Consider the following 23856-nt stretch of genomic DNA (forward strand, 5'->3'; position numbering starts at 1 on the left):
AAAAGAATCGAGGCGGACGCGACGACGCCCGAAAAACGGGGTAGCGGAACAACATAATGCAAGTCAACACAATCTCGAGGCTGGGCCGCACGGGCACCGAGTCCTACCAGCTGGTTCTGGCGAGGTGGTTCGCCATCGTCACGCTTTGGCTCGTGCCCATCTCGACCGCGGGAGTCAATCTCGCCTCGGGCGCGTTCGCCTTGCTCGCGTTGACGTCCCCGGAAGTCTGGCGGCGCGCGCCCGCGTTGCGCATGCGCTCGCCAGCCGGCTTCGCCGCTCTCGTGCTTTTCGCCGCGCTGACGGTGAGCCTCGCGTATAGCTCGCCCGGCGTACACGAAGCGTTCGACTTCCTGATGAAGTACCGCAAGCTCCTGTTCATTCCGCTGCTCGTTCTCGTTTTCGGCGATGACAACTCGTCCGCCTGGGCGAGGGCGGCCGTGTGGGGCCTCTTAGCGACGCTCGTCCTGACGATGGTGCTCACGTACACGAACTACTTCGGCTGGACGGCGGTCGGCCCGATGCACGGCACCGACGCGATGACCCGACCTTGGGTGTTCAAGGACCACATCTCGGGCGGCCTCATGATGGCGTTTCTCGTATGCCTGTCGTTTTCGCTTGCCAAAGCGACGAAGAACGCGGGCGGCAAGGCGCTGTATCTGGTTGCGCTGGCCGCGATGGTGAACGTCCTCTTCGTGCTTCAGGGGCGCACGGGGCAGGTCGTGGCGATCGCGTATATCGCCATTTTTCTGGTGGTGCACGCGACGCGGTTTCGTCGCTACGACAAACGCACGCGCTGGATCGTGGCGCTCGGCGCATTGACGGTGTGCGCGTGCGTCGCCGCGTTCGTGTTGTATTCGAAAGACTCGCGCCTTGCCGATACGGCGCAGGAAGTCACGCAGTTCGAAACGCAGAACAAGAATACGTCGATGGGCGTGCGGCTCGAATTCTATCGGCGCAGCATCGAACTGATGGCGCACCGGCCCATTGCCGGCTACGGTGTGGGAAGCGTACGCAGTCAGTTCGAGCGGCTCGCCAGCACGCAGACCGGCGCGCGGGCGGCCATGGCGGGCAATCCACACAATGAGTTCTTTTTGATGGGCGTGCAGCTCGGGCTGATCGGCGTCGCGCTCTTCGTGTGGTTCCTGATCGCGGTTGCCAGGGAATGTCAGCGCCTGGTCGAGCCTTCGCGCGATGTGGCAAACGGCTATCTCTTCGCCTTCGTCTTCGGCTGTCTCGCCAATTCCTTGTTGCTCAATTTCACCGAGGGAAACCTGTTCATTTTTCTCATCGGCATACTGATCAGCGCCGCGCCCCGTTGCGAACGCGTCGGGGCAGAAGGGCGGTGTTTTACATCAACACAATGTCATACTGCTCCTGACTCAAATTCGACTCCACCTGCAACGAAACCGGCTTCCCGATGAAATCCATCAGCATCGCGAGATGCTGTGACTCTTCCTCTAGAAACAGGTCGATGACCTGCTGCGACGCCACCACGCGAAACTCGCGCGGGTTGAACTGCCGCGATTCGCGCATGATTTCGCGTAGCACGTCGTAGCAGACGGTCCGCGGCGTCTTGACCTGCCCTTTGCCCTGACACGTCGGGCACGGCTCGCACAACACATGCGCGAGCGATTCACGCGTGCGCTTGCGCGTCATCTCGACAAGTCCCAGTTGCGAAAAGCCATTCACCGTCACGCGCGTGCGATCCCGCGACAGCGCTTTCTTGAGTTCGCCCAACACCTGATCGCGATGCTCGACATTCTCCATGTCGATGAAGTCGATGATGATGATCCCGCCGAGGTTCCTCAAACGCAGCTGCCGCGCGATGGTATGCGCCGCTTCGAGGTTCGTCTTGAAGATGGTGTCGTCGAAATTGCGCGCGCCCACATAACCGCCCGTGTTCACGTCGATGGTCGTCATCGCCTCGGTCTGGTCGATCATCAGGTAGCCGCCTGACTTCAGATCCACTCGCCGCGACAGCGCCCGCTGAATCTCCGCCTCGATGTTGTACAGGTCGAAAAGCGGCCGCTCGCCGGTGTAGTGATGCACGCGCGACGCCACCGCGGGCGTGAACTCCGCCGCGAAGTCCGCGAGCATCTGATACGTCTCGCGCGAATCGACCTGAATGCGCGTGGTCTCGTCGTTCACGAAATCGCGCAACACGCGCTGCGCGAGGTTCAAGTCCTGATAGAGCAGCGTGGTCGGCGGCACGCGCTGCGCCTGTGTCACGATGGTCGCCCACGTCTTGCGCAGATAGGCGACATCGGCGGCCAGCTCCTCGCTCGACGAATCTTCCGCGATGGTGCGCACGATGTAGCCGCCTTTCTCGTCGGCGGGCAGCACCGCCGTCAGGCGCGCGCGCACGGCCTCGCGTTCCGCCTCGCTTTCGATCTTCTGCGAGATGCCTATATGCGGCTCCTGCGGCAGATACACGAGAGTGCGTCCCGCGATGCTCACCTGCGTCGACAGCCGCGCGCCCTTCGTGCCGATGGGGTCCTTCACGACCTGCACCATCAGCGCCTGGCCTTCGAACACGATCTTCTCGATCGGAACATGCGCGGCGGACCCATGCGCCTCGCCCGCGATGCGCGGATGCCAGATATCGGCCACATGAAGAAACGCGGCGCGCTCCAGACCGATGTCGATGAACGCGGACTGCATGCCCGGCAACACACGCACGACCTTGCCGAGATACACATTGCCGACGCGCCCGCGCGAAAGCGTGCGCTCGACGTGAAGCTCCTGAACGGCGCCTTGCTGAACCAGTGCGACGCGGGTTTCCTGCGGTGTGACGTTGATCAGGATTTCTTCGTTCATGGCCTGTTTAGAATTCGACGCGCGCCACGCGCAAGAGTGCTGCGGTTTCGAAAAGGGGCAGACCCATGATACCCGAATAGGACCCCTCGATTCGCTCGATGAACGCCGCCGCGCGGCCCTGAATGCCATACGCGCCCGCCTTGCCGAGCGGCTCGCCCGTCGCGGCATAGCGTTGCAGCGCAGCACGCTCGACAGCGGCGAAGCGCACCGTCGAACGCGACAGCGCGACTTCCAGCAGCGTGCCTTCGGCATCCACGACCGCAAGCGCGGTCAGCACTTCGTGCTCGCGGCCGGCGAGGCGTTCGAGCATCGCGACGGCATCGGCTTCATGCAAAGGCTTGCCGAGAATCAGACCGTCGATGGTGACGGTTGTATCGGCGACAAGAATCGGCGCGAGTGCATGTCCGCCGGCAATCAAACGCGCGCGGGCCGCCTTCGCCTTCAGCGCGCAGACGCGCACGACGTACGCGTCCGCGGCCTCGCCCGGAAGCTCGGCTTCGAGGGCTTCGGCGTCTTCATCGGGGCGCGGCAGCAGCAGTTCGTATTGGACGCCCAGTTGCCGAAGCAGCTCCTGACGGCGCGGGCTTTGCGAGGCGAGATAAACGAAGGGGTAAGCGGAGGAGTGAGCGGGCATCGGCGAAAAGGTCTCGAAGAAGTGCGCGCGTGGTCGGACCGCACAGCAAGCCTGAACGAAGACCTGAGCGCAAAGCCCAGCGGCCCGGACTCACGCGCGATGGTAGGGATGATTCTGCGTGATGCTCCACGCGCGGTAAAGCTGTTCGGCCAGCAGCACGCGAACCATGCCGTGAGGCAGCGTAAGGCTGGAGACGCGCAACATCAGTTCGGCGCGCGCCTTCACTTCGGGCGCGAGGCCGTCGGCGCCGCCAATCACGAACGCGACATCGCGCCCGTCCTGCTGCCAGCCGGGCAGGGCGTTCGCGAGTTGCATCGTGGTCCAGTCGCGGCCGCGTTCGTCGAGCGCGACGACGCGCGCGTTCTTCGGCAACACGGCTTGAATTCGCTGCCGCTCGGCAGTCATCACGCTCTCGGCATTGCGTCCGGACGAGCGTTGCTCGGGCTTGATTTCCTTGAGTTCAATGCGCAGCTCGGGCGGCATGCGCTTCGCGTACTCGTCGAACCCGCTTTCGATCCAGTCGGGCATCTTGTGTCCGACGGCCAGGATGTAGAGCTTCATGAAGGCGCGAGCCTTCAGGCCTGCTTGCGCGCGGTCTTGCGCGCCGGGCGTTTCACCGCGGGCTTGTTGTCATCCGTGTCTTCGTCTTCCTCGTCGTCATCGGTGACGCTCGCGCCGCCGAACATGTTCGGCTTTTGCAGCTTCACGCGCACGGGCTTGTCGCCCCAGACCTCCTCGAGGTTGTAGTACTGGCGCAGCGCCGGTTGCAGGATATGAACGACCGCGTCGCCGCAATCGACCAGCACCCATTCGCCGATCTCTTCGCCTTCCGTGCTGATGATGTCGCCACCCGCTTCCTTGACCTTTTCGCGCACGCTGTTGGCAAGCGCCTTGGTCTGCCGGTTCGACGTCCCGCTCGCCACGACCACGCGGTCGAACAGCGACGTCAGGTGGCTCGTGTTGAACACCTTGATGTCTTGCGCCTTGACGTCTTCGAGACCGTCGATGATCGCGCGTTGCAGCTTTTGAAGTTCCATGGTTGCTGTGTCTTTACCGTGTCCGGTACAGGTGATGTTGAACAATATAGTCCCATACGGCGGAAGGGACCTGAGCGCGCAGTTCGCGCGTGCCGTCTTGCGTGCGAGCGTGCTCGCGGATCGCCGTGGCGGAGACGTCGAGGCAAAGTGATTCGTCGATCAGCACATGACCGCGCGGACTCGCGCAGAGCACGTCCGCCGACGCGCGGCGGGCGGCCACTTCCTGCGCCACTTCGTCGGGCAGCACACGCAGATCGAAGCCCGGCCGCGCCTCGACGCAAATGTGCGCGTAGTCGAAAAGCCGCTTCCAGTCGTGCCATGAATCGAGCTTCACGAGCTGATCGGCGCCGATCAGAAGCGAAAGCGACGCCCCCGCGCCTTCGCGCTCGCGCCACTGAGCGAGCGTGTCGACGGTGTAAGTGGGGCCGTCGCGCTCGATTTCATCGGTCGCGACGGTAATTCTCGCGCCGCCGAGATCGAGCGATTGCGCCGCCGCGCGTGTCATCGCAAGCCGATGATGCGGCGCCGAGACGCCCGCCTTCTGCCACGGCTGGCCGGCCGGCAGCAGCACGAGTTCGGTCAGCTGCAATAGCGCGGCGAAGCGCCGGGCGAGCGCGAGATGTCCGTTGTGAATCGGATCGAACGTGCCGCCGAGCAGGCCGACGCGCTTCTCGCACGGCGCGTCCGGAGTGGCGGCGGAGATCACAGCCATTCGCGGCGCACCAGAAAGTCCCGGTACAGCCGCGCTTCCGGCGTGCCGGGCTCCGGTTGCCAGTCGTAGCGCCAGTTCGCGACCGGCGGCATCGACATGAGAATGGACTCGGTGCGGCCGCCGCTTTGCAGACCGAAATGCGTGCCGCGATCGAAGACGAGATTGAATTCGACGTAGCGCCCGCGCCGGTACGCCTGAAATTCGCGCTCGCGCTCGGTGTACGGCGTGTCGCGCCGCCGCTCGATGACCGGCAGATACGCCGCAAGGAACGCATCGCCGACGCTTCGCATCATCGCGAAGGAACGCTCGAAGCCCGGCTCGGAGAAATCATCGAAAAAGATCCCGCCGATGCCGCGCTGTTCGTTCCGATGCTTGAGGTAGAAGTACTCGTCGCACCACGTCTTGAAGCGCGGGTACAGGTCCGCGCCGAACGGTTGCAGCGCTTCCCGGCATACGCGATGAAAATGCACCGCGTCTTCCTCGTAACCGTAGATGGGCGTGAGGTCCATGCCGCCGCCGAACCAGAAGATCGGCGCTTCGCCGGGCGCGACCGCCGTCAGCATGCGCACGTTCATGTGCACGGTCGGGCAGTGCGGATTGCGCGGATGCATGACGAGCGAGACGCCGAGCGCCTCGAAGCCGCGGCCTGCCAGTTGCGGACGCGCCGCGCTGGCCGAAGGCGGCAGGGCGTCGCCCGCGACGTCCGAGAAACCGATGCCGGCCCGCTCAAAAAACCCGCCGCCTTCGAGAATGCGCGTCACGCCGCCGCCGCGCAGATGCGCGCCCGGCTGGCGAGTCCAGGCGTCGGTGGCGAAGGGCGTGCCGTCGAACGCGCCGAGCGTGTCGGCGATGCGCGTTTGCAGGCCCGTCAGATAGTCGCGCACCGCCGCGATATCGTGCGATGCGTCTCTTTGTGCCTCGCGGTCCGCGCTGCGTTTCGGTTCACTCATCGATGGATGCACTGCGCCAGCCGGCTGGCGCGAAAGTCGTGGTTCTCTTCAAAACGCGCTGCCGGACACGAGGTCCGGCAGCGCGGGTTCGGCGAAGCGGAAAACTCCGCGTCACCCGTGGCGGTCGGCCTGCTTGCGGCTCACCGCCCGGTAACCGATGTCCCGGCGATACTGCATGCCGTCGAACGAGATCTGATTGACTGTATCGTAGACCACGGATTGCGCGCCGCGCACCGAATCCGCCAGCCCGACGACGCACAGCACGCGTCCGCCCGAGGTCGTCAGCTTGCCGTCAGCCAGCGTCGTGCCCGCGTGGAACGTCACGGCATTCTCCGTTTCGGCCGGAATGCCGTTGATGCGGTCGCCCTTGCGCGGCGCGTCCGGGTAGTTGTGCGCGGCCAGCACGACGCCGAGCGCCGTGCGCCGATCCCACTCCAGTTCCGCGCCGTCGAGCTTGCCGTCGATGGCCATTTCCACGACCTTCGAGAAATCGCCCTTGAGGCGCGCCATGATCGGCTGCGTTTCCGGGTCGCCCATTCGGCAGTTGAATTCGAGCGTCTTCGGATTGCCGTTCGCGTCGATCATCAGGCCCGCATACAGAAAGCCGGTATAGCGGATGCCTTCGTTCTCCATGCCGCGCACCGTCGGCAGGATGATTTCGCGCATCACGCGGGCGTGCAGTTGCGGCGTGACGATCGGCGCGGGCGAATACGCGCCCATGCCGCCGGTGTTCGGGCCCTTGTCGCCGTCGAGCAGGCGCTTGTGGTCCTGGCTGGAAGCGAGCGGCAGCACGTGCTTGCCGTCCACCATCACGATGAAGCTCGCTTCCTCGCCGGTCAGGAATTCTTCGATGACCACGCGCGCGCCCGCATCGCCGAACTGGTTGTCGGCGAGCATGGAATCGACGGCGGCGTGCGCTTCTTCGGCGCTCATCGCGACGACCACGCCCTTGCCGGCGGCGAGTCCGTCCGCTTTCACGACGATCGGCGCGCCTTTCGCGTCGATGTAGGCGTGCGCGGCGGCGGCGTCCGTGAAGGTCTCGTACTCGGCCGTCGGAATGTTGTGGCGCTTCATGAACGCCTTCGCGAAGTCCTTCGAGCTTTCGAGCTGCGCGGCTTCCTTCGTCGGCCCGAAGATCTTCAGCCCGCGCGAGCGGAACAGGTTCACGATGCCCGCCGCGAGCGGCGTTTCCGGACCCACGACGGTCAGCGAAACGTGCTCCTTCTCGACGAAATCGGCGAGCGCGGCCGGGTCCGTGATATCGACGTTGCGCAGGCGCTCGTCCTGCGCGGTGCCGCCGTTGCCGGGCGCCACATAGACGATCTGCACGCGCGGCGACTGCGCGAGCTTCCATGCCAGTGCATGTTCCCGACCGCCCGAACCGACGACGAGTAACTTCATTTGAATCCCCGAAAAGCTTGAATGAAAACTGTGGCCGCGCACGCGTACGCGCCTGGTTGCGGCGCGGTCAGAGCGGTCGAAAGGCGGCTCGCGCGGACATCGGCTGCGTCACGCGCCTTTCAATCGTCGAAGCCAAGCGAAAGCCGTTCCAGTCGCGGCGCGGCGAAACCACCGAGCGCGGCGGCTGCCTGCTCCTCGTTACTCGTCGTTGATTGCGGCGTTCGTATAGACTTCCTGCACGTCGTCGAGATTTTCCAGCGCGTCGAGCAGCTTTTGCATTTTCACTGCGTCGTCGCCGCTGAATTCGACTTCCGTCTGCGGCTTCATGGTGACTTCGGCGAGTTCGGCTTTGAAGCCCGCGGCTTCGAGCGCGTCCTTCACCTTCTGGAAGTCGTTCGGCGGGCAGAGCACTTCGATACTGCCGTCTTCGTTCGTCACGACGTCGTCGGCGCCTGCTTCGAGGGCCGCGTCCATCAGCTTGTCTTCGGGCGTGCCCGGCGCGAACAGGAACTGGCCGACGTGGTCGAACATGAACGACACCGAGCCGTCCGTGCCCATGTTGCCGCCGAACTTCGAGAATGCGTGGCGCACTTCCGCGACCGTGCGCGTGCGGTTGTCCGTCATCGTGTCGACGATGATCGCCGCGCCGCCGATGCCGTAGCCTTCGTAGCGGATTTCTTCGTAGTTCGCGCCATCGACGCCGCCGACGCCGCGCTGGATCGCGCGATTGACGTTGTCCTTCGGCATGTTCGCGTCGTAGGCCTTGTCGACGGCGAGCCGCAGGCGCGGATTCGAGTCGATGTCGCCGCCGCCCATGCGGGCCGCGACCTGGATTTCCTTGATGAGGCGCGTCCAGATCTTGCCTTTCTTCGCGTCGGCCGCTGCTTTCTTATGCTTGATGTTGGCCCATTTCGAATGACCCGCCATTACCTTTCTCCGTCGCGCGCCGCGTGAATTCGTGCGCCTAGTGTGCTGTGATGCGTGATTATCGACCGGCCTGCGCGCTGCCTCGCTGAGTGCTTCCAAGCGGCTGCCGGGTCCGCCCGGAGACGCGGCGCAATGCTCGAACGCGCGTCGATTCCGGATCGGAAACAGACCAAAATTTTAGCATGGCGCAACGCCCGGACAGCGGCGTGCGCGCCGGCCGGCCGTCAAAACGAAACCGCCGCGCGAGGGCGCGGCGGTCGGGCGGCGGTCGGGCCGTAAAACCGGACGAGCGGTCAGTTCTTCGTGCCGAAGAGGCGGTCGCCGGCATCGCCGAGACCGGGGACGATATACGCATGCTCGTTCAGATGCGAATCCAGCGACGCCACGTAGAGCTTCACGTTCGGATGCGCGTCCTGGAACACCTTTACGCCCTCGGGCGCGGCGACGAGTGCCACGAAGATGATGTTCTCGTCTTGCACGTTGCGCCGCTTCATCACGTCGACGGCGTGCACGGCGGAGTAGCCGGTCGCGACCATCGGATCGCAGAGAATGAACACGCGCTCTTCGAGATCGGGCGGCAGGCGCACGAGATACTCCACCGGCCGATGATCGTCCGCGCGATACACGCCGATATGCCCGACCCGCGCCGACGGAACGAGGTCGAGCAGGCCGTCCGACATGCCGATGCCCGCGCGCAGCACCGGCACGATCGCGAGCTTCTTGCCGGCGATCACCGGCGCGTCGATTTCCACGAGCGGCGTTTCCACGCGCTTAGTCGTCAACGGCAGGTTGCGCGTGATCTCATAGCCCATCAGCAGCGTGATTTCCCGCAGCAACTCGCGGAACGTGCGCGTCGACGTGTCCTTGTCCCGCATGTGCGTGAGCTTGTGCTGGATCAGCGGGTGATTGAGGATGAAGAGATTGGGAAAGCGGCTGTCTTGTTTCATGGGTCTCGCGCAATGCGCGTCCTGCTCGGGTGATGGTCCTGCCGTGGGCGGTCGCGCGCGGCGCGCTTTTCGGAGAGCGCCGGGCCGACAGTGGCGACAGTTTACCGAAAAGGCCGCCATGACCTAAGAATAATCGCCCGCGATGCGGCCATGCATGCGCCGACGTTGCCGCCCCGATTCTTCTAGAATGCGCGAGAGGGTTTCGACGCGTGCAACGATGCCACGCTGCCACGCTGCCACGCTTGGAACCGATTCGAACACTAAACGACGATCATGGAGGACGGACGATGGATATGGGAATCGCAGGGCGCACCGCGCTCGTGTGCGCGGCAAGCAAAGGACTCGGGCGCGGCTGCGCGGAGGCGCTGGCCGCCGAGGGCGTGAATCTCGTCATCACGGCGCGCACGGCCGAGACGCTCGAAGCGACGGCGGCGAGCATCCGCGCGCAGTATGGCGTGAACGTGCAGGCCGTCGCGTGCGACATCACGACGCCCGAAGGCCACGACGCCGCGCTCGCGGCCTGTCCGCAGCCGGACATTCTGGTGAACAACGCGGGCGGCCCGCCGCCGGGCGACTTCCGCAACTTCACGCATGACATGTGGATCAAGGCGCTGGAAGCGAACATGCTGACGCCGATCGAGCTCATCAAGCGGACCATCGACGGCATGATCGATCGCGGCTTCGGGCGCATCGTCAATATCACGAGTTCGTCGGTAAAGGCGCCTATCGACGTGCTCGGGCTGTCGAACGGCGCGCGTTCGGGACTCACGGGCTTCGTCGCGGGCGTGGCGCGCAAGGTCGCGGCCACCGGCGTCACCATCAACAATCTGCTGCCAGGCACGTTCGACACGGACCGCGTCGCCGTCACCTTCGAGGCGCAGGCCAAGGCGCAGAACATCTCCATCGAAGAGGCGCGTGCGCGTCGCGCGCAGAGTCTTCCGGCCGGGCGCTTCGGCAATCCGGACGAGTTCGGGCGGACCTGCGCGTTCCTCTGCAGCGTCCATGCCGGCTATATCATCGGCCAGAACATATTGATCGACGGCGGCGCTTATCCTGGCACCTACTGACCGGCGACACGACAAGAGGGGAGAAGGCAGCACATGAGCACACGCGTCGCGCTGATTGCGCACGACATGAAAAAGGACGACATCGTCGCGCTCGCGGGCGAGTACGTCGACACATTGGCGCAATGCCAGTTGGTCGCGACCGGCACCACGGGCGCGCGCATCGCGGCGGCGCACGGGCTCGACGTCGAGCGCAAGCTGTCCGGCCCGCATGGCGGCGACCTGCAGATCGGCGGCGAACTGGCGGAAGGGCGCGTCGACGTGGTGATCTTTCTGCGCGATCCGATGACGCCGCAGCCGCACGAGCCCGACATCAACGCGCTGGTGCGCGCCTGCGACGTGCATAACGTGCCGTGCGCGACCAACGTGTCCACCGCGCGCATGATTCTCGACGAGTTGCGCGCCCGGCTCACGCGGGCGCGCTGAAGCATCCACGAAACGAAGGAGACGTTCGAGCGATGACCAAGGCAATCCGATTCGACAAACCCGGCGGCCCCGAAGTCATGAAATGGGTCGATGTGAACGTGGGCGAGCCGGGCAAGGGCGAAATCCGCGTGAAGCATCATGCGGTGGGGCTCAACTTCATCGACGTGTATTTCCGCACCGGCCTCTACCCGATGCCGCTGCCCGGCGGCCTCGGCATGGAAGGCGCGGGCGAAGTCACGGCGGTAGGCGAGGGCGTGACGCAATTCAAGCCGGGCGATCGCGTGGCGTATGCGTCGCGTCCGCCGGGCGCGTATGCGGAAGAACGCGTGATGGCGGCGGATTACGTCGTCAAGCTGCCGGATGCGATCGGCTACGAAGATGCCGCGTCCATCATGCTGCAAGGGCTGACGGCGCAATATCTTCTGCGCCGGACGTATCGCGTGAAGGCGGGCGACACCGTGCTCATTCACGCGGCGGCGGGCGGCGTCGGCATGCTCGCGTGCCAGTGGGCGAAGGCGCTCGGCGCGACGGTCATCGGCACGGTCGGATCGGACGAGAAGGCGGCGCTGGCGAAAGAGCACGGCTGCGATCATCCGATCGTCTACACGCGCGAGAATTTCACCCAACGGGTCCGCGAGATCACGAACGGCGCGGGCGTGCCCGTGGTCTACGATTCCATCGGCAAGGACACCTATGTGGGCTCGCTCGATTGCCTCGCGCCGCTCGGCCTCTTCGTGAGCTTCGGCAATTCGTCGGGGCCGCTGCCGCCCATCGATTCGTCGGAACTCGCCGGGCGCGGCTCGCTCTTCTTCACGCGTCCGACGCTCTTCAGCTATATCGCGAAGCGCAGCGATCTCGATACGATGGCCGCCGACCTGTTCGATATGGTGTCGTCGGGCAAGGTCAAGACGAACGTGCGGCAGCGCTATCCGCTCGCGGACGCGGCGCGCGCCCACGAAGAACTCGAAGCGCGCAAGACGACCGGGTCCACCATACTTTTGCCTTGAGCGCGAGGATGCCGCGCGGCCGGCTCGACTCCATTACCCATAACAAACGATGAGCGAGCCGTCCTTTACCGTCGTCCTGATCGAAGACGAAAAGCAGATCCGGCGCTTCGTGCGCGTGTCGCTCGAAGCGCAGCAGATGACCGTGTTCGAGGCCGAGACCGGCCAGCAAGGGCTGATCGCGGCGGCCACGCGCAAGCCCGATCTCGTGATCGTGGATCTCGGCCTGCCCGATACCGATGGCATCGACGTGATCCGCGAGTTGCGTAGCTGGACCGAGGTGCCGGTGATCGTGCTCTCGGCGCGCACGCAGGAAGAAGAGAAAGTCGCCGCGCTCGATGCAGGCGCGGACGATTATCTGACCAAGCCCTTCGGCGTCTCGGAACTGATGGCGCGTATCCGCGCGCACTTGCGGCGGCGCAATCAGACTGCGGCGAGCGAAACGCCCGTGGTCAGCTTCGGCGATGTCACGGTCGATCTAGCGCTACGGCGCGTCACGCGAAACGGCGAAAGCGTGCATCTGACGCCGATCGAATATCGCCTGCTCGCGACGCTCGTGCGCGACGCGGGTCGCGTGCTGACGCACAGGCATTTGCTGCGCGAAGTGTGGGGGCCGTCGCATGTCGAGAGTCCGCATTACCTGCGCATCTACATGGCGCATCTGCGGCAGAAGCTCGAACGCGACGCCGCGCAGCCGGAGCATATCGTCACGGAAACGGGCGTCGGCTACCGGCTCGCCGGCGCGAACTGAAAGCGCTTACGCCGTAGCGGCAGCGGGCGCATCGAGCGCATCGTCGATAGGCACGTCGCCGCCGACGAAGCCGATTATGCGATTTGTCACGCCGAGCAGCAGGCATCGCATCGCCACTTCCGCGACGTCTTCGCGCGACACCGCCGGCATCTGTTCGACGCGTTCGTCGGCGAGCGCGATCGTCCCGCGCCCCGGCGCATCCGAAAGCGGCCCCGGCCGCAGGATCGCGTACGGCACGCCGCGGCGGGCGACGTAATCGTCGGCTTCGCGCTTCATGCGTGAGTAGTGGCGCAGCGCGAGCGGACTGCGCTGCGGCTGATACGCGGACAACGCGCTCACCACAACCAGTTGCCGCACGCGGCGGCGCTTCGCGTAATCGGCGGTGCGCATGACGGCGTCGCGGTCGATGTCGCGTTCCTCGCTCACGCCTTCCGATTCCGCCGAACCCGCCGCATAGACGACGTGCGTGATGTCGTCCAGCGCATGCGAGAAGTCGTGTGTCAGATCGCCGAGCACGATCTGCGCGCCGAGCGCGGCGAACTCGCTCTTGTGCGCGGACTTGCGCAACAGCGCGCGAAAAGGAATGCCTTCTTCATGCAAACGCCGCGCGACATGGCGGCCCGTGCGGCCGTGCGCGCCGATCAGCAGGACTCTCATCGCCTTCATTCGAGACGCTCCTTGCGTGGACGGTCAGAACACCGTAGGCCATTTTCGCGGCCCTTGCCAGCGTAACGTCATTCGACCGCGCTTGCAGGACTCGCGCCGTCCTTGCGACGCGCCCGCCGCGCTTCCCCGCGCACGCGGATGCGGTCCATGTACAGATACACGACAGGCGTGGTGTAAAGCGTCAGCATCTGACTCACGATCAGGCCGCCGACAATCGCGATGCCGAGCGGCGCGCGCATCTCCGAGCCTTCGCCGGTGCCGAACGCGAGCGGCAGCGCGCCGAGCAGGGCGGCGGCGGTCGTCATCATGATCGGGCGAAAGCGCAGCAGGCACGCTTCCTCGATCGCATCGCGCGAGGTCTTCGCGCCGTGGCGCGTCGCTTCGATCGCGAAGTCCACCATCATGATCGCGTTCTTCTTCACGATGCCGATCAGCAGAATGACCGCGATCAGCGCGATGATGCTGAACTCCGTGTGAAAGAGCAGCAGCGCGAGCAGCGCGCCGATGCCCGCGGACGGCAGCGTCGAAAGAATGGTGATCGGGTGGATGTAGCTCTCGTACAGAATGCCGAGCACGATATACACCGCCGCAAGCGCCGCGAGAATGAGAAGCGGCTGGTCGTTGAGCGATCGCTGGAATGCCTGCGCCGTGCCCTGGAAGCTGCCGTGAATGGTCGGCGGCACGCCCAGCTCGGCCATCGTTTCGTAGATCGCGGCGGTGGCGGCCGAGAGCGACTTACCCGGCGGCAAGTTGAACGAAATAGTCGAGGCGACGAACTGGCTTTGATGATTCACCGAAAGCGGCGTGTTGCCCGGCCCGAACTTCGCGATGGCTGATAGCGGTACCATCGTTTCCTTCGACGTGGACACCGCCGCGCCCGACGACGATCCCGACTTGCCGCTCGCCGCAATGGCGTTGGTCGCGGAATTGCGCACGGATTCCAGCGCGAGCGCGGCGGTGGTGTCGGCCGTGCTGGTCGACGATCCGCCCGCGCCGGTCGAACCCGTCGCGGATGTGGATGCCGTGCTCGTCGCGCTGGAAGTCGTCGTGGAATTGGTCGATGCCGCGCCGCTCGCCGTGCCGCCCGACGTGCTGATGTAGATCTGCTTCAGCATTTCCGGGTCTTGCCAGTACTTAGGCGCGACTTCCATGACGACGTGATATTGCGACAGCGGGTTGTAGATGGTCGAGACCTGCCGCTGGCCGAACGCGTCGTAGAGCGTGTTGTCGATCTGCGCGGGCTTGATGTTCAGGCGCGCGGCGGTCGCGCGGTCGAACGTGACCATCGCTTCGAGACCGCCTTGTTGCTGATCCGAGTTCACGTCGGTCAGCTCGGGGCGGTGTTGCAGCGCCTCGGTGATCTTCGGCGCCCACGTGTACAGGTCGGAGGTCGTGTCCGAGAGCAACGTGAACTGATACTGCGCGTTCGACTGCCGGCCGCCCACGCGAATGTCCTGCACCGCCTGAAGGAACGTGCGCGCGCCCGCGACATTAGCGAGCGGACGGCGCAAGCGGTTGATGACCTGATCCGCCGAAATCTTGCGCTCGCTCTTCGGCTTGAGCGAGATAAACATGAAGCCCGAATTGGTCGAGCGTCCGCCCGTGAAACCCGCGACGCTATCCACGGCGGGATCGGCCTCGACAATGCGCATCATCTCCGAGAACTTGACCTTCATCGCCTGAAACGACGTGCTCTGGTCCGCCTGAATGCCGCCGATGATGCGCCCCGTGTCCTGCTGCGGGAAGAAGCCCTTCGGCACGATCACGTACAGATAGAAGTTGAGGCCGATGGTCGCGAGCAGAATCAGCAGGATAGTGCGCGGATGCCCGAGCGCCCAGCCGAGCGTGCGCGCGTAACCGCGCTGCATGCGCTCGAATTGCCGTTCCAGCCAGCGCGCGACGCGTCCTTCCTCGCGCTTTTCGTGGGCTTCTTCGAGCAGGCGCGAGCACATCATCGGCGTGACGGTGAGCGACACGACGAGCGACACGGCGATGGCGAGCGAGAGCGTCAGCGCGAATTCGCGGAACAGCCGCCCGACGATGCCGCCCATCAGCAGGATCGGCAGGAACACGGCCACGAGCGAAACGCTGATGGACAGCACGGTGAAGCCGACTTCCCGCGCGCCGATGATCGCGGCCTGCATGCGCGGCACGCCTTTTTCGACATGCCGCGCGATGTTTTCGAGCACGACGATGGCGTCGTCGACCACGAAGCCCGTCGCGATGGTCAGCGCCATCAGCGAGAGATTGTCGAGCGAGAAGCCGAGCAGGTACATCGCCGCGAACGTGCCGATGATCGAGATCGGCACCGCGACGCTCGGTATCAGCGTCGCGCGCCAGTTGCGCAGGAACAGGAACACGACCATCACGACGAGCGCGACCGCGATCACGAGCGTGAGCTCGGTGTCGTGCAGCGACGAGCGGATGGTGGTCGAGCGGTCGGCGGTCGGCGTGATTTCCACGTCGGCGGGCAGCGCGGCCTGCAATTGCGGCACCATCGCCTTCACGCGATCGATGGTCTCGATGATGTTCGCGCCCGGCTGCCGGTACAGGATGACGAGCACCGCGTGCTTGTTGTTGATGAGGCCGAGATTGCGCAGGTCCTCGACTGAATCGACCACTTCGCCGACATCCGAGAGCTTCACCGCGGAGCCGTTGCGATACGCGATCACGAGGTCCTTGTATTGCGCGGCCTTGCTCGCCTGATCGTTGGTGTAGAGCTGGACGTGCGTGCCCTGAAACTCGATCGCGCCTTTCGGGCTGTTCGCGTTCGCCGATGCGAGCGCCGCCCGCACGTCCTCCAGCCCGATGCCGTAGTGAAAGAGCGCGCCCGGCTCCAGTTCGACGCGCACCGCCGGATTCGCCGAGCCGCTCACGTCGACTTCGCCGACGCCCGGCACCGTCGAAAGCGTCTGTTGCAGCACGGTCGCGGCGGAATCGTAGAGCGAGCCCGCCGTGCGCGTGGGCGACGACAGCGCGAGCACGAGAATCGGCGCGTCGGCGGGATTGACCTTGTGATACGTCGGATTGCTGCGCAGCGAAGTCGGCAGATCGGCGCGCGTGGCGTTGATCGCGGCTTGCACGTCGCGCGCGGCGCCGTCGATATCGCGATTCAGGCCGAATTGCAGCGTGATGCGCGTACTGCCGACCGAACTCATCGACGTCATCTCGCTCACGTCCGCGATGCTGCCGAGATGCCGTTCGAGCGGACTGGCTACACTCGTCGCCACGGTCTCCGGGCTCGCGCCCGGCAGCGACGCCTGCACGGAGATGGTCGGGAAGTCGACCTGCGGCAGCGGCGCGACCGGCAGCTTCACGAACGCGAACATGCCGGCGAGCGCGATGCCGACGGCGAGCAGCGTCGTCGCCACAGGCCGGTCGATGAAAAGGCGCGACAGGTTCATGCGTTACTCCACGTCGCTGGCCGGACGCGGCGCGCTCATGCCGTCGCCGCCGAAGCGCGCGCGCAGCTTGCGGCCGAGCGAATCGAAGCCGAGGTAGATCACGGGCGTCGTGAAGAGCGTGAGCAGTTGCGACACGATCAACCCGCCGACGATCGCGATGCCGAGCGGATGGCGCAGCTCCGAGCCCGCGCCCCAGCCGAGCATCAGCGGCAGCGCCCCGAGCAGCGCGGCCATGGTGGTCATGAGAATCGGCCGGAAGCGCAACAGGCACGCCTGAAAGATGGCCTCGCGCGGCGGCTTGCCTTGCTCGCGTTCGGCTTCGAGCGCGAAGTCGATCATCATGATCGCGTTCTTCTTCACGATGCCGATCAGAAGCACGATGCCGATGATCCCGATGATGTCCAGATCGTGCCCGGTAATCATCAGCGAGAGCAGCGCGCCGACGCCGGCCGAGGGCAGCGTCGAGAGAATGGTGATCGGATGGATGAAGCTCTCGTACAACACGCCGAGCACGATATACATCGTGACGATGGCCGCGAGAATCAGGAAGAGTTCGTTGGACAGCGACGCCTGGAACGCGAGCGCCGCGCCCTGATAGCGGATCTGGAACGATGCCGGCAAGCCGATCTCGTTCTTCGCCTCTTCGATCGCCTTCACCGCCGCGCCGAGCGAGGCGCCCTTCGCGAGGTTGAACGAGACGGTCGTCGCCGGGAACTGCCCGAGGTGCGTGACGAGCAAGGGCGCGGCGCGTTCGTGGAACTTGGCGATGGCCGAGAGCGGCACCTGTCCGTTGGTCGCGGTGGAAGAGGGCAGATAGATGCCGTTGAGCGTCTCGCTGTAGTGCGCGTCGGTCGGCTCGCTTTCCAGAATCACGCGGTACTGGTTCGACTGCGTGAAGATGGTCGAAATGATGCGCTGGCCGAACGCGTCGTAGAGCGCGTTGTCCACCGTCGCGGGCGTGATGCCGAAGCGCGCCGCCGTTTCGCGGTCGATTTCCACGTACACCGACTGGCCGTTCTGCTGAAGATCGGTCGCGACATCCGTGAGAATCGACGTATGTTGCAGCCGGTCGACGAGCTTCGGCACCCATTGCGCGAACTCGGCCGGATTCGGGTCCGTCAGCATGAACTGATACTGCGTCGGGCTGACCGTGGAGTCGATCGTCAAGTCCTGCACCGGCTGCATATAGAGCTTGATGCTCGGAATGTCCGCCACTTCGTCCTGAATCGAGCGGATGATTTCGCTCGACGTGTTGCTGCGGTCGTCGCGCGGCTTCAGGTTGATGAGCATGCGGCCGCTGTTGAGCGTGATGTTCGTGCCGTCCACGCCGATGAACGAGGTGAGACTCTCGACGTCCGGGTTCTGCAGAATCTTCGCCGCGAGCGCCTGCTGCTGCTGCGCGACCGCCTGATACGACGCCGCCTGCGGTGCCTGCGTGATCGCCTGAATCACGCCCGTGTCCTGCGTCGGAAAAAAGCCCTTCGGAATGAACACATAGAGCACGCCGGTGAGCACGAGCGTGAGCAGCGCGACCACGAGCGTCGCGCGCTGCCGGTCGAGCACCCATTCGAGCGCCACCGCATAGCGGCCGATGACGTAGTCGATGAACCGATGCGCCCGCGCCTCGAACCGCTTGCTGTCCTTCGGCGGCGTATGGCGCAGCAGCTTCGCGCACATCATCGGCACGAGCGTGAGCGACACGATCGCCGAAATGACGATGGTCACCGCGAGCGTGATCGCGAATTCATGGAAGAGCCGCCCGACGACGTCGCCCATGAAGAGCAGCGGAATCAGCACCGCGATGAGCGACACCGTGAGCGAAATGATCGTGAAGCCGATCTGCCGCGAGCCTTTCAGCGCCGCATCGAGCGGCGCTTCGCCTTCCTCCACGTAACGCGCGATGTTCTCGATCATCACGATGGCGTCGTCCACGACGAAGCCTGTCGCGATGGTGAGCGCCATCAGCGAAAGGTTGTCGAGCGAGAAGCCGCACAGGTACATGACCGCGAGCGTGCCGACGAGCGAGAGCGGCACCGACAGGCTCGGAATGATGGTCGCGTAGACGTTCGCGAGGAAGAGATAAATGACGAGCACCACCAGCACGACGGACAACGCCAGCTCGAACTGCACGTCGCGCACCGAGGCGCGAATGGTCGTGGTGCGGTCCGTGACCACGCGCACGTCGAGCGCGGCCGGCAGCGACTGCTGCAACTGCGGCAGCAGCTTCTTGATGCCGTCCACCACCTGAATCACGTTCGCGCCGGGCTGACGCTGCACGTTCAGGATGATGGCGGGCGTGGAATCGACCCACGCGCCGAGCTTCGTGTTCTCCGGTCCCTGCACGATGGTCGCGACGTCCGTCAGCATCACCGGCCGCCCGTTGCGGTACGCGACGACCGCGCTCTTGTACGCGTTGGCGTCGGTGAGCTGATCGTTCGCGTTGATGGTGTAGGCGCGCGTCGGGCCGTCGAAATTGCCCTTCGGCGTGTTGACGTTGAGGTTCGAGATCGTGGTGCGCAGATCGTCGATATTGAGCCCGTACGAGGCAAGCGCCCGCGTATTGGCCTGAATGCGCACGGCCGGCCGGTTGCCGCCGCTCACCGACACGAGGCCCACGCCCGCGACCTGCGAAATCTTCTGCCCGAGCCGCGTGTCCGCGAGATCCTGCACCTGCGTAAGCGGCAGCGTCTTGGAACTGATCGCAAGCGTCATGATCGGCGCGTCGGCGGGGTTCACTTTCGCGTAGATCGGCGGGGCGGGGAGGTCGGACGGCAGCAGATTGCCCGCTGCATTGATGGCGGCCTGCACTTCCTGTTCCGCGATATCGAGCGGCAAGTCGAGGCTGAACTGCAACGTGATGACCGATGCCCCCGCCGAACTCTGCGACGACATCTGGTTCAGGCTCGCCATCTGCCCGAACTGCTTTTCAAGCGGCGCGGTGACGCTGGAGGTCATCACGTCCGGCGACGCGCCGGGATAGAAGGTCTGAACCTGAATCGTCGGATAGTCGACGGCGGGCAGCGCGGACAGCGGCAGAAAGCGCAGCGCGACGAGGCCGACGAGCATGATCGCCGCCATCAGCAGCGCCGTGCCGACCGGTCGCAGAATAAATATGCGGGAGGGATTCATGCGCGAGGCTTAAGGTTCACTGCTGCTGTTGCTGACGGCGATGATGCCCGCCGTGCTGCGCGCCCGATGCGCCTGAAGCCGCCCCCGCGCCCGACGCCCCCGACGCAGCGTTCGCGCGTTCGGCGGGAATCGTGATCTTCGCGCCTTCCTTCAGGCGGTCCGAGCCGTCGATTACCACGCGCTCGCCCGCTTGCAGGCCGGACTTGATGCTCGTGCGCTCGCCATCGACCGGGCCGGTCTTCACGTTGCGCACGGTCACCGTGTTGTCCGGCTTCACGACATAGACGAACGAACCGGACGAGCCGTTGAGCACCGCCGAGGTCGGCACGATGATCGCGTCCTTGATGACGTCGACGAGCAGCTTCGTGTTCACGAACTGATTCGGGAAGAGCCGGTTTTCCTTGTTGTCGAAGGTGGCGCGCAGCTTCACGGTGCCCGTGGCCGTGTCGATCTGGTTGTCGACGGTTTCGAGATAGCCGGATTCGAGCGCCGTGGTGTTCGCGCGGTCATAGGCCGTTGCCGACATCTTCACGCCCGCGCGCAGCGGCTTCATGATCGCGGCGAGATTGTCCTCCGAGGTCGTGAAGATCACGCTGATCGGCTGCAATTGCGTGATGACGACCACGCCGTTCGTGTCGCCCGTCGTCACGTAGTTGCCCGGATCGACCTGACGCAAGCCCACGCGCCCGGAAACTGGCGCCGTAATGCGCGCATAGGCGAGGTCGAGCTTGTACGTATCGACGTTGGCCTGGTCGGACGTCACCGCGCCTTCGTACTGCTTGACGAGCGAGGCTTGCGTGTCCACCTGCTGCTTGGCGATGGAATCCTGCGAGAGCAGCGTCTGATACCGCTGCAAGTCGAGCCGCGCGGTTTGCAGCAGCGCCTGATCGCGGGCGAGCGTGCCTTGCGCGTTGCGCAGCGAGATCTCGTAGGGGCGCGGGTCGATTTGCGCGAGCAGATCGCCCTTCTTGACCATCTGGCCTTCGCGGAACGCCACTTCCATTAGCGTGCCGTTGAGCTGTGTCTTGACGGTGACGTTCGCGAGCGGCGTGACCGTGCCGAGCGCATTGATGACGACCGGCATCTCGCCTTGCGACACGGTGGCCACATGCACCGGCTGCGGCTGGTTCATCGCGTTCGCGCCGCCGCGCCGTCCGCCCTGACTCGCCTGCTGCGGCGAGCCCGCCGTGCCGCCGCGATTCCACGGATGCCACCACGCAACGGCTCCCGCGACGATCAGTACGGCCACGACAAGCGGCACGAGACGGCGGCGGCGCGGCGCGGCGGTAGTGACGGGCGGGGCAGTCGGAGTGGGATCGGCGGGGCGCGCGGGCGTCGTGCGCGGCTCGGCGGGAGGGTTCTTTCGGTCGTCCATCGTGTGGTGGCTGGGTCTTTCCAAGTCTGTCGTACGGGGGCGCGGATGGGCGGCATCTCGCGATGCGGTCGGGGAAAAGCCGGGGAAAGGCGGCGGGCGCGGCCCGCGCGTTCTAGGCTGGACAGAGCCTGAGCCAGAGGTCCCGGCGCGGCCCCGGTGCGCGCGAAGCATGATGCTACGTCGCGCGCCCATGCCCGTCCACCGGGCTTTCTTTCGGATGATTACGAGCGTTACACGCGATGAGGAAGGCCCCCGACGCGTGCGGCAAAGCGCGTAAGTTTAATTGCTTCTGGCAGACGGCGCGGCGCCCGCTGTGCCGCCGATCTCGCGCGCGATCTGGGCGACGCAATCGAGCAGGGCGGGCACGACGGACGTGACCAGCGTCTCGTGCGGACACTGATGCGCCGCGCCGCCGCAGTTGACCGAATAGCGTTCCTGCGACGGCCCGACGAAGCCCGCGGCCACCGCATTCAGGCCCTGATGCCATTCACCGAGCGAAATCGCAAAACCACGGCGGCGGGCGTCCTCGAGGCCGCGCTGCAAGGCGCCGGAGATGGTCGGCCAGTCGTCGCCGGATGCAGTCTGGAGGCTCCCGATCAGCGCCTGCTGGTCGGCGTCCGACAGAACCGAGAGATACGCGCGCCCGACGGCCGTGCGGCTCAGATCCATTCGGCCGCCTACTTCGAGCCGCGAGACGAGCACGGCGGAACGCGGCCGGATGGCGTCGATCACGACCATTTCGAGCCGGTCGCGCACGGCCAGATGCACGCTGAGTCCTGTGCGTTCGGCGAGCGCGATCAGAAACGGCCGCGCTCGCGCGCGGATGTCGAAGTTGCGCAGGAAGCCGTTGCTGAGTTCCAGCACCGACGCCGTCAGGACGAAGCGCTCGCTGTCGGGCAGACGCAGCAGCAGTCCCGCGCCGACGAGCGTGGCCGTGATCCGCGACACAGTGGGTTTAGGAATGCCGGTCCATTCGGTCAGTTCGCGATTGCTGACCGGGGCGTCCGCAGCGGCAATGCGGCGCAACACATCGAGACCGCGCGCGAGGGCGGTGACTTCGTCGCTATCCCTGTCTTTCGTTTTTGTGCGGCTCGACGACCGGTCGCTCATCGTGGGCATCTTTTTTTGTGAAACATCGTTTCGAATGCTGAGTGGAACATTCCATTCAGGCGACGCCTGAAGCTTGCAAGCGATGCAAGGCCCGATGATAAGCTGCCCGTGCTAAAACGACGTGCTCGGAACCGATTCCGGGACACACCGTTGGGCAGATGCCCGGACGCTGAAATTTTGCTTGACTTGAGCAGTGATCCCGGAAAAAATGGAATCCGATTTCGAAACGACTGGGCGACGTGCGCCACCGCTTCCCGCTCCAGGCTTCGAATACAGTCTCTCAGGTTCTAGCACGGCCCTCGGAATGGCTAGAACTTTTAAGGCGCTACGGAAACGTGGCGCCTTTTTTTTCGTCGGTTGCTTTTCGTTGATTGCCTGGAGCCGGTTCGGCCCGAATATACGCCGAAAACGTATGCAGTGTTTATTGAATTCGCGCGACGAGCGAGCGCGGCGTCAGAATGCGCCGCGCGGAGGGATTAATGCAGTTCGTTGAAGACGCGGCGTTGCCGGAGCAACAACTTGCCGCGCACGATCCAGTACAGGCTCGCTGCCAGCAGCGCCGAGGCGACGCCCATCACGAGAAGCGGCGAGACGCGTTCGGGCGCGGGCTGGCTCGTTGCGACGACGAGCGCGGCGAAAAAGGCGCCGCCCGCCTGATAGTACGAGCGTTTCGCGAGAATGCGGCGCATGCGATGCGTGGTGAAACGGGAGACGGGGGCGCGGGTGAAGGGTTCGAAGAGCATCAACCCGGCGACGAGGGCGATGGCGAGGTTCATGTAAATCATGGCGGGGTTTCGGTGGGAGCGGGCGAGACTGCGGCGAATATAGACCCGACCGGACGATGCCAAAACCAGAAGTGTCCTAAATGTAGAGGAAACATTCTATTGAGCGCGTCGGCCGCCCCGCCGAGGTCGCCGCAGTTCGCTTGCAATGCAAGGTTTCGCGAGTTGCGGAGTTCGAGGCGTATGATGAGCCCGCGTTTCGGGATGCGCCCGAATCTCGGCATGAAGCAGGAGGCAGCACCATGAAGACTTACTCGATGACTCCAATCGCGCGCATTGCATTCGCGCTCGCCGTGCTCGGCGTGCTCGCCGCATGCGAGAAGCACGACGCCGCCGCCGGCCAGGCCGCGAACGCCTACAACAATCTTGCAAGTCAGACGACGCAAAAACTGGATCAGGCGGCGAGCTACGTCGGCCAGAAGTTCGACGCGGCGAAGCAGTCGGCACAACAGAGTTTCGATCACGCCGGCTCTGCGCCGGACTTGTCGGCGAGCAGCGTGGCCGCGTCGGCGCGGGCGAATCTGCAGAACGCGGCGAGCGCCACGAACGCCGCCATCGCCGATGCCGCGAGCGCCACCGGCGCGGGATTGCAGACGGCGGGCCGCAAGCTGCAGGAGTGGTCGGCGAAGGACGGCGGTGCATCGGGCACGCAGGCGTCCGGTTCCGACTCGGCGAGCGATGCCGCCGGCACACGCACGGACATGGACAAGTAAGCGCGCG

The 23856-nt window shown here is 65.0% G+C and carries 21 protein-coding genes; 6 read left to right on the plus strand and 15 right to left on the minus strand.

All coding sequences use genetic code 11. From position 1 onward, the window contains the following. Positions 1–56: 56 nt before the first annotated feature. Entirely contained in the window at positions 57–1421 is a 1365-nt protein-coding gene (locus tag NCR35_RS06095) for an O-antigen ligase family protein (RefSeq protein WP_250533635.1), read from the plus strand. Here the strand turns inward: NCR35_RS06095 and rng are convergent. From rng to upp, 9 genes are all read right to left on the minus strand, one after another. After that, on the minus strand, positions 1348–2817 hold the full coding sequence (gene rng, locus NCR35_RS06100; RefSeq protein ID WP_206467875.1) for a ribonuclease G: 1470 nt from the start codon (positions 2815–2817) through the stop codon (positions 1348–1350). The genes NCR35_RS06095 and rng overlap by 74 nt on opposite strands. A 7-nt stretch (positions 2818–2824) precedes the next feature. Beyond that, complete coding sequence (locus tag NCR35_RS06105) at positions 2825–3451, minus strand: Maf family protein (protein ID WP_250533636.1); 627 nt, start codon at positions 3449–3451, stop codon at positions 2825–2827. Between the two features lie 90 nt (positions 3452–3541). After that, the gene (gene rlmH, locus NCR35_RS06110) at positions 3542–4012 is read right to left on the minus strand and encodes a 23S rRNA (pseudouridine(1915)-N(3))-methyltransferase RlmH (protein WP_250533637.1); all 471 of its coding nucleotides are present in this window, start codon (positions 4010–4012) and stop codon (positions 3542–3544) included. Positions 4013–4026: 14 nt separating this feature from the next. After that, positions 4027–4488: a ribosome silencing factor gene (rsfS, locus tag NCR35_RS06115; protein WP_250533638.1), complete on the minus strand. Its 462-nt coding sequence runs from the start codon at positions 4486–4488 to the stop codon at positions 4027–4029. Positions 4489–4501: 13 nt separating this feature from the next. Next, entirely contained in the window at positions 4502–5200 is a 699-nt protein-coding gene (locus NCR35_RS06120) for a nicotinate-nucleotide adenylyltransferase (RefSeq protein WP_250533639.1), read from the minus strand. Next, the gene (gene hemF / locus NCR35_RS06125; protein ID WP_250533640.1) at positions 5191–6150 is read right to left on the minus strand and encodes an oxygen-dependent coproporphyrinogen oxidase; all 960 of its coding nucleotides are present in this window, start codon (positions 6148–6150) and stop codon (positions 5191–5193) included. Before hemF ends, NCR35_RS06120 begins: the two co-directional genes overlap by 10 nt. A gap of 111 nt (positions 6151–6261) precedes the next feature. Beyond that, positions 6262–7551 carry a phosphoribosylamine--glycine ligase gene (purD, locus tag NCR35_RS06130; RefSeq protein ID WP_250533642.1) on the minus strand — a complete coding sequence of 430 codons (1290 nt, stop codon included), beginning with the start codon at positions 7549–7551 and terminating at the stop codon, positions 6262–6264. Between the two features lie 198 nt (positions 7552–7749). After that, on the minus strand, positions 7750–8478 hold the full coding sequence (locus NCR35_RS06135; protein ID WP_206467882.1) for a YebC/PmpR family DNA-binding transcriptional regulator: 729 nt from the start codon (positions 8476–8478) through the stop codon (positions 7750–7752). A gap of 293 nt (positions 8479–8771) precedes the next feature. Then, the gene (gene upp / locus NCR35_RS06140) at positions 8772–9425 is read right to left on the minus strand and encodes a uracil phosphoribosyltransferase (RefSeq protein ID WP_175939928.1); all 654 of its coding nucleotides are present in this window, start codon (positions 9423–9425) and stop codon (positions 8772–8774) included. Between the two features lie 287 nt (positions 9426–9712). Between upp and NCR35_RS06145 the strand changes: the two genes are divergently transcribed. From NCR35_RS06145 to kdpE, 4 genes are read left to right on the plus strand one after another with little or no spacing between them, the layout of a single operon-like run. After that, complete coding sequence (locus tag NCR35_RS06145) at positions 9713–10492, plus strand: SDR family oxidoreductase (protein WP_250533644.1); 780 nt, start codon at positions 9713–9715, stop codon at positions 10490–10492. Positions 10493–10525: 33 nt separating this feature from the next. After that, positions 10526–10915, plus strand: a complete 390-nt coding sequence (locus NCR35_RS06150) for a methylglyoxal synthase (RefSeq protein WP_244848305.1) — start codon at positions 10526–10528, stop codon at positions 10913–10915. A gap of 32 nt (positions 10916–10947) precedes the next feature. Continuing rightward, positions 10948–11922: a quinone oxidoreductase family protein gene (locus NCR35_RS06155; protein ID WP_250533647.1), complete on the plus strand. Its 975-nt coding sequence runs from the start codon at positions 10948–10950 to the stop codon at positions 11920–11922. Between the two features lie 49 nt (positions 11923–11971). Further along, complete coding sequence (kdpE, locus tag NCR35_RS06160) at positions 11972–12670, plus strand: two-component system response regulator KdpE (protein WP_244848307.1); 699 nt, start codon at positions 11972–11974, stop codon at positions 12668–12670. 6 nt (positions 12671–12676) lie between these two features. On the opposite strand, the gene NCR35_RS06165 is transcribed toward kdpE, so the two are convergent. The 6 genes from NCR35_RS06165 to NCR35_RS06190 all read right to left on the minus strand — a co-directional run bounded on the left by NCR35_RS06165 (position 12677) and on the right by NCR35_RS06190 (position 23139). Next, complete coding sequence (locus NCR35_RS06165; RefSeq protein WP_250533648.1) at positions 12677–13336, minus strand: SDR family oxidoreductase; 660 nt, start codon at positions 13334–13336, stop codon at positions 12677–12679. 68 nt (positions 13337–13404) lie between these two features. Next, on the minus strand, positions 13405–16740 hold the full coding sequence (locus NCR35_RS06170; RefSeq protein ID WP_250533649.1) for an efflux RND transporter permease subunit: 3336 nt from the start codon (positions 16738–16740) through the stop codon (positions 13405–13407). 3 nt (positions 16741–16743) lie between these two features. Continuing rightward, positions 16744–19869 (minus strand): MdtB/MuxB family multidrug efflux RND transporter permease subunit, encoded by a 3126-nt coding sequence (locus tag NCR35_RS06175; RefSeq protein WP_250533650.1) that lies wholly within the window; start codon positions 19867–19869, stop codon positions 16744–16746. A 16-nt stretch (positions 19870–19885) separates the two neighbouring features. Beyond that, positions 19886–21244 carry an MdtA/MuxA family multidrug efflux RND transporter periplasmic adaptor subunit gene (locus NCR35_RS06180; protein WP_250533651.1) on the minus strand — a complete coding sequence of 453 codons (1359 nt, stop codon included), beginning with the start codon at positions 21242–21244 and terminating at the stop codon, positions 19886–19888. Positions 21245–21523: 279 nt separating this feature from the next. After that, the gene (locus tag NCR35_RS06185; protein ID WP_250533652.1) at positions 21524–22363 is read right to left on the minus strand and encodes an IclR family transcriptional regulator; all 840 of its coding nucleotides are present in this window, start codon (positions 22361–22363) and stop codon (positions 21524–21526) included. Positions 22364–22830: 467 nt separating this feature from the next. Continuing rightward, on the minus strand, positions 22831–23139 hold the full coding sequence (locus NCR35_RS06190; protein ID WP_250533654.1) for a hypothetical protein: 309 nt from the start codon (positions 23137–23139) through the stop codon (positions 22831–22833). A gap of 239 nt (positions 23140–23378) precedes the next feature. Here NCR35_RS06190 and NCR35_RS06195 point away from each other — a divergent pair, with 239 nt between their 5' ends. Beyond that, the gene (locus NCR35_RS06195) at positions 23379–23849 is read left to right on the plus strand and encodes a BCAL1086 family glycoprotein (protein WP_250533655.1); all 471 of its coding nucleotides are present in this window, start codon (positions 23379–23381) and stop codon (positions 23847–23849) included. Positions 23850–23856: the final 7 nt, after the last annotated feature.

The organism is Caballeronia sp. AZ10_KS36 (assembly GCF_023631105.1).
Taxonomy (GTDB): domain Bacteria; phylum Pseudomonadota; class Gammaproteobacteria; order Burkholderiales; family Burkholderiaceae; genus Caballeronia.

Excerpts from the sequence above, each read along its gene's own strand:
- kdpE (WP_244848307.1), top strand. The coding sequence starts at position 11,972 with ATGAGCGAGCCGTCCTTTACCGTCGTCCTGATCGAAGACGAAAAGCAG.
- NCR35_RS06120 (WP_250533639.1), bottom strand. The coding sequence starts at position 5,200 with ATGGCTGTGATCTCCGCCGCCACTCCGGACGCGCCGTGCGAGAAGCGC.
- NCR35_RS06105 (WP_250533636.1), bottom strand. The coding sequence starts at position 3,451 with ATGCCCGCTCACTCCTCCGCTTACCCCTTCGTTTATCTCGCCTCGCAA.
- NCR35_RS06195 (WP_250533655.1), top strand. The coding sequence starts at position 23,379 with ATGAAGACTTACTCGATGACTCCAATCGCGCGCATTGCATTCGCGCTC.
- NCR35_RS06135 (WP_206467882.1), bottom strand. The coding sequence starts at position 8,478 with ATGGCGGGTCATTCGAAATGGGCCAACATCAAGCATAAGAAAGCAGCG.
- rng (WP_206467875.1), bottom strand. The coding sequence starts at position 2,817 with ATGAACGAAGAAATCCTGATCAACGTCACACCGCAGGAAACCCGCGTC.
- NCR35_RS06165 (WP_250533648.1), bottom strand. The coding sequence starts at position 13,336 with ATGAAGGCGATGAGAGTCCTGCTGATCGGCGCGCACGGCCGCACGGGC.
- NCR35_RS06185 (WP_250533652.1), bottom strand. The coding sequence starts at position 22,363 with ATGCCCACGATGAGCGACCGGTCGTCGAGCCGCACAAAAACGAAAGAC.
- NCR35_RS06150 (WP_244848305.1), top strand. The coding sequence starts at position 10,526 with ATGAGCACACGCGTCGCGCTGATTGCGCACGACATGAAAAAGGACGAC.
- purD (WP_250533642.1), bottom strand. The coding sequence starts at position 7,551 with ATGAAGTTACTCGTCGTCGGTTCGGGCGGTCGGGAACATGCACTGGCA.
- NCR35_RS06175 (WP_250533650.1), bottom strand. The coding sequence starts at position 19,869 with ATGAATCCCTCCCGCATATTTATTCTGCGACCGGTCGGCACGGCGCTG.
- NCR35_RS06095 (WP_250533635.1), top strand. The coding sequence starts at position 57 with ATGCAAGTCAACACAATCTCGAGGCTGGGCCGCACGGGCACCGAGTCC.
- rsfS (WP_250533638.1), bottom strand. The coding sequence starts at position 4,488 with ATGGAACTTCAAAAGCTGCAACGCGCGATCATCGACGGTCTCGAAGAC.
- NCR35_RS06155 (WP_250533647.1), top strand. The coding sequence starts at position 10,948 with ATGACCAAGGCAATCCGATTCGACAAACCCGGCGGCCCCGAAGTCATG.
- NCR35_RS06190 (WP_250533654.1), bottom strand. The coding sequence starts at position 23,139 with ATGATTTACATGAACCTCGCCATCGCCCTCGTCGCCGGGTTGATGCTC.
- NCR35_RS06170 (WP_250533649.1), bottom strand. The coding sequence starts at position 16,740 with ATGAACCTGTCGCGCCTTTTCATCGACCGGCCTGTGGCGACGACGCTG.
- NCR35_RS06145 (WP_250533644.1), top strand. The coding sequence starts at position 9,713 with ATGGATATGGGAATCGCAGGGCGCACCGCGCTCGTGTGCGCGGCAAGC.
- upp (WP_175939928.1), bottom strand. The coding sequence starts at position 9,425 with ATGAAACAAGACAGCCGCTTTCCCAATCTCTTCATCCTCAATCACCCG.
- rlmH (WP_250533637.1), bottom strand. The coding sequence starts at position 4,012 with ATGAAGCTCTACATCCTGGCCGTCGGACACAAGATGCCCGACTGGATC.
- hemF (WP_250533640.1), bottom strand. The coding sequence starts at position 6,150 with ATGAGTGAACCGAAACGCAGCGCGGACCGCGAGGCACAAAGAGACGCA.
- NCR35_RS06180 (WP_250533651.1), bottom strand. The coding sequence starts at position 21,244 with ATGGACGACCGAAAGAACCCTCCCGCCGAGCCGCGCACGACGCCCGCG.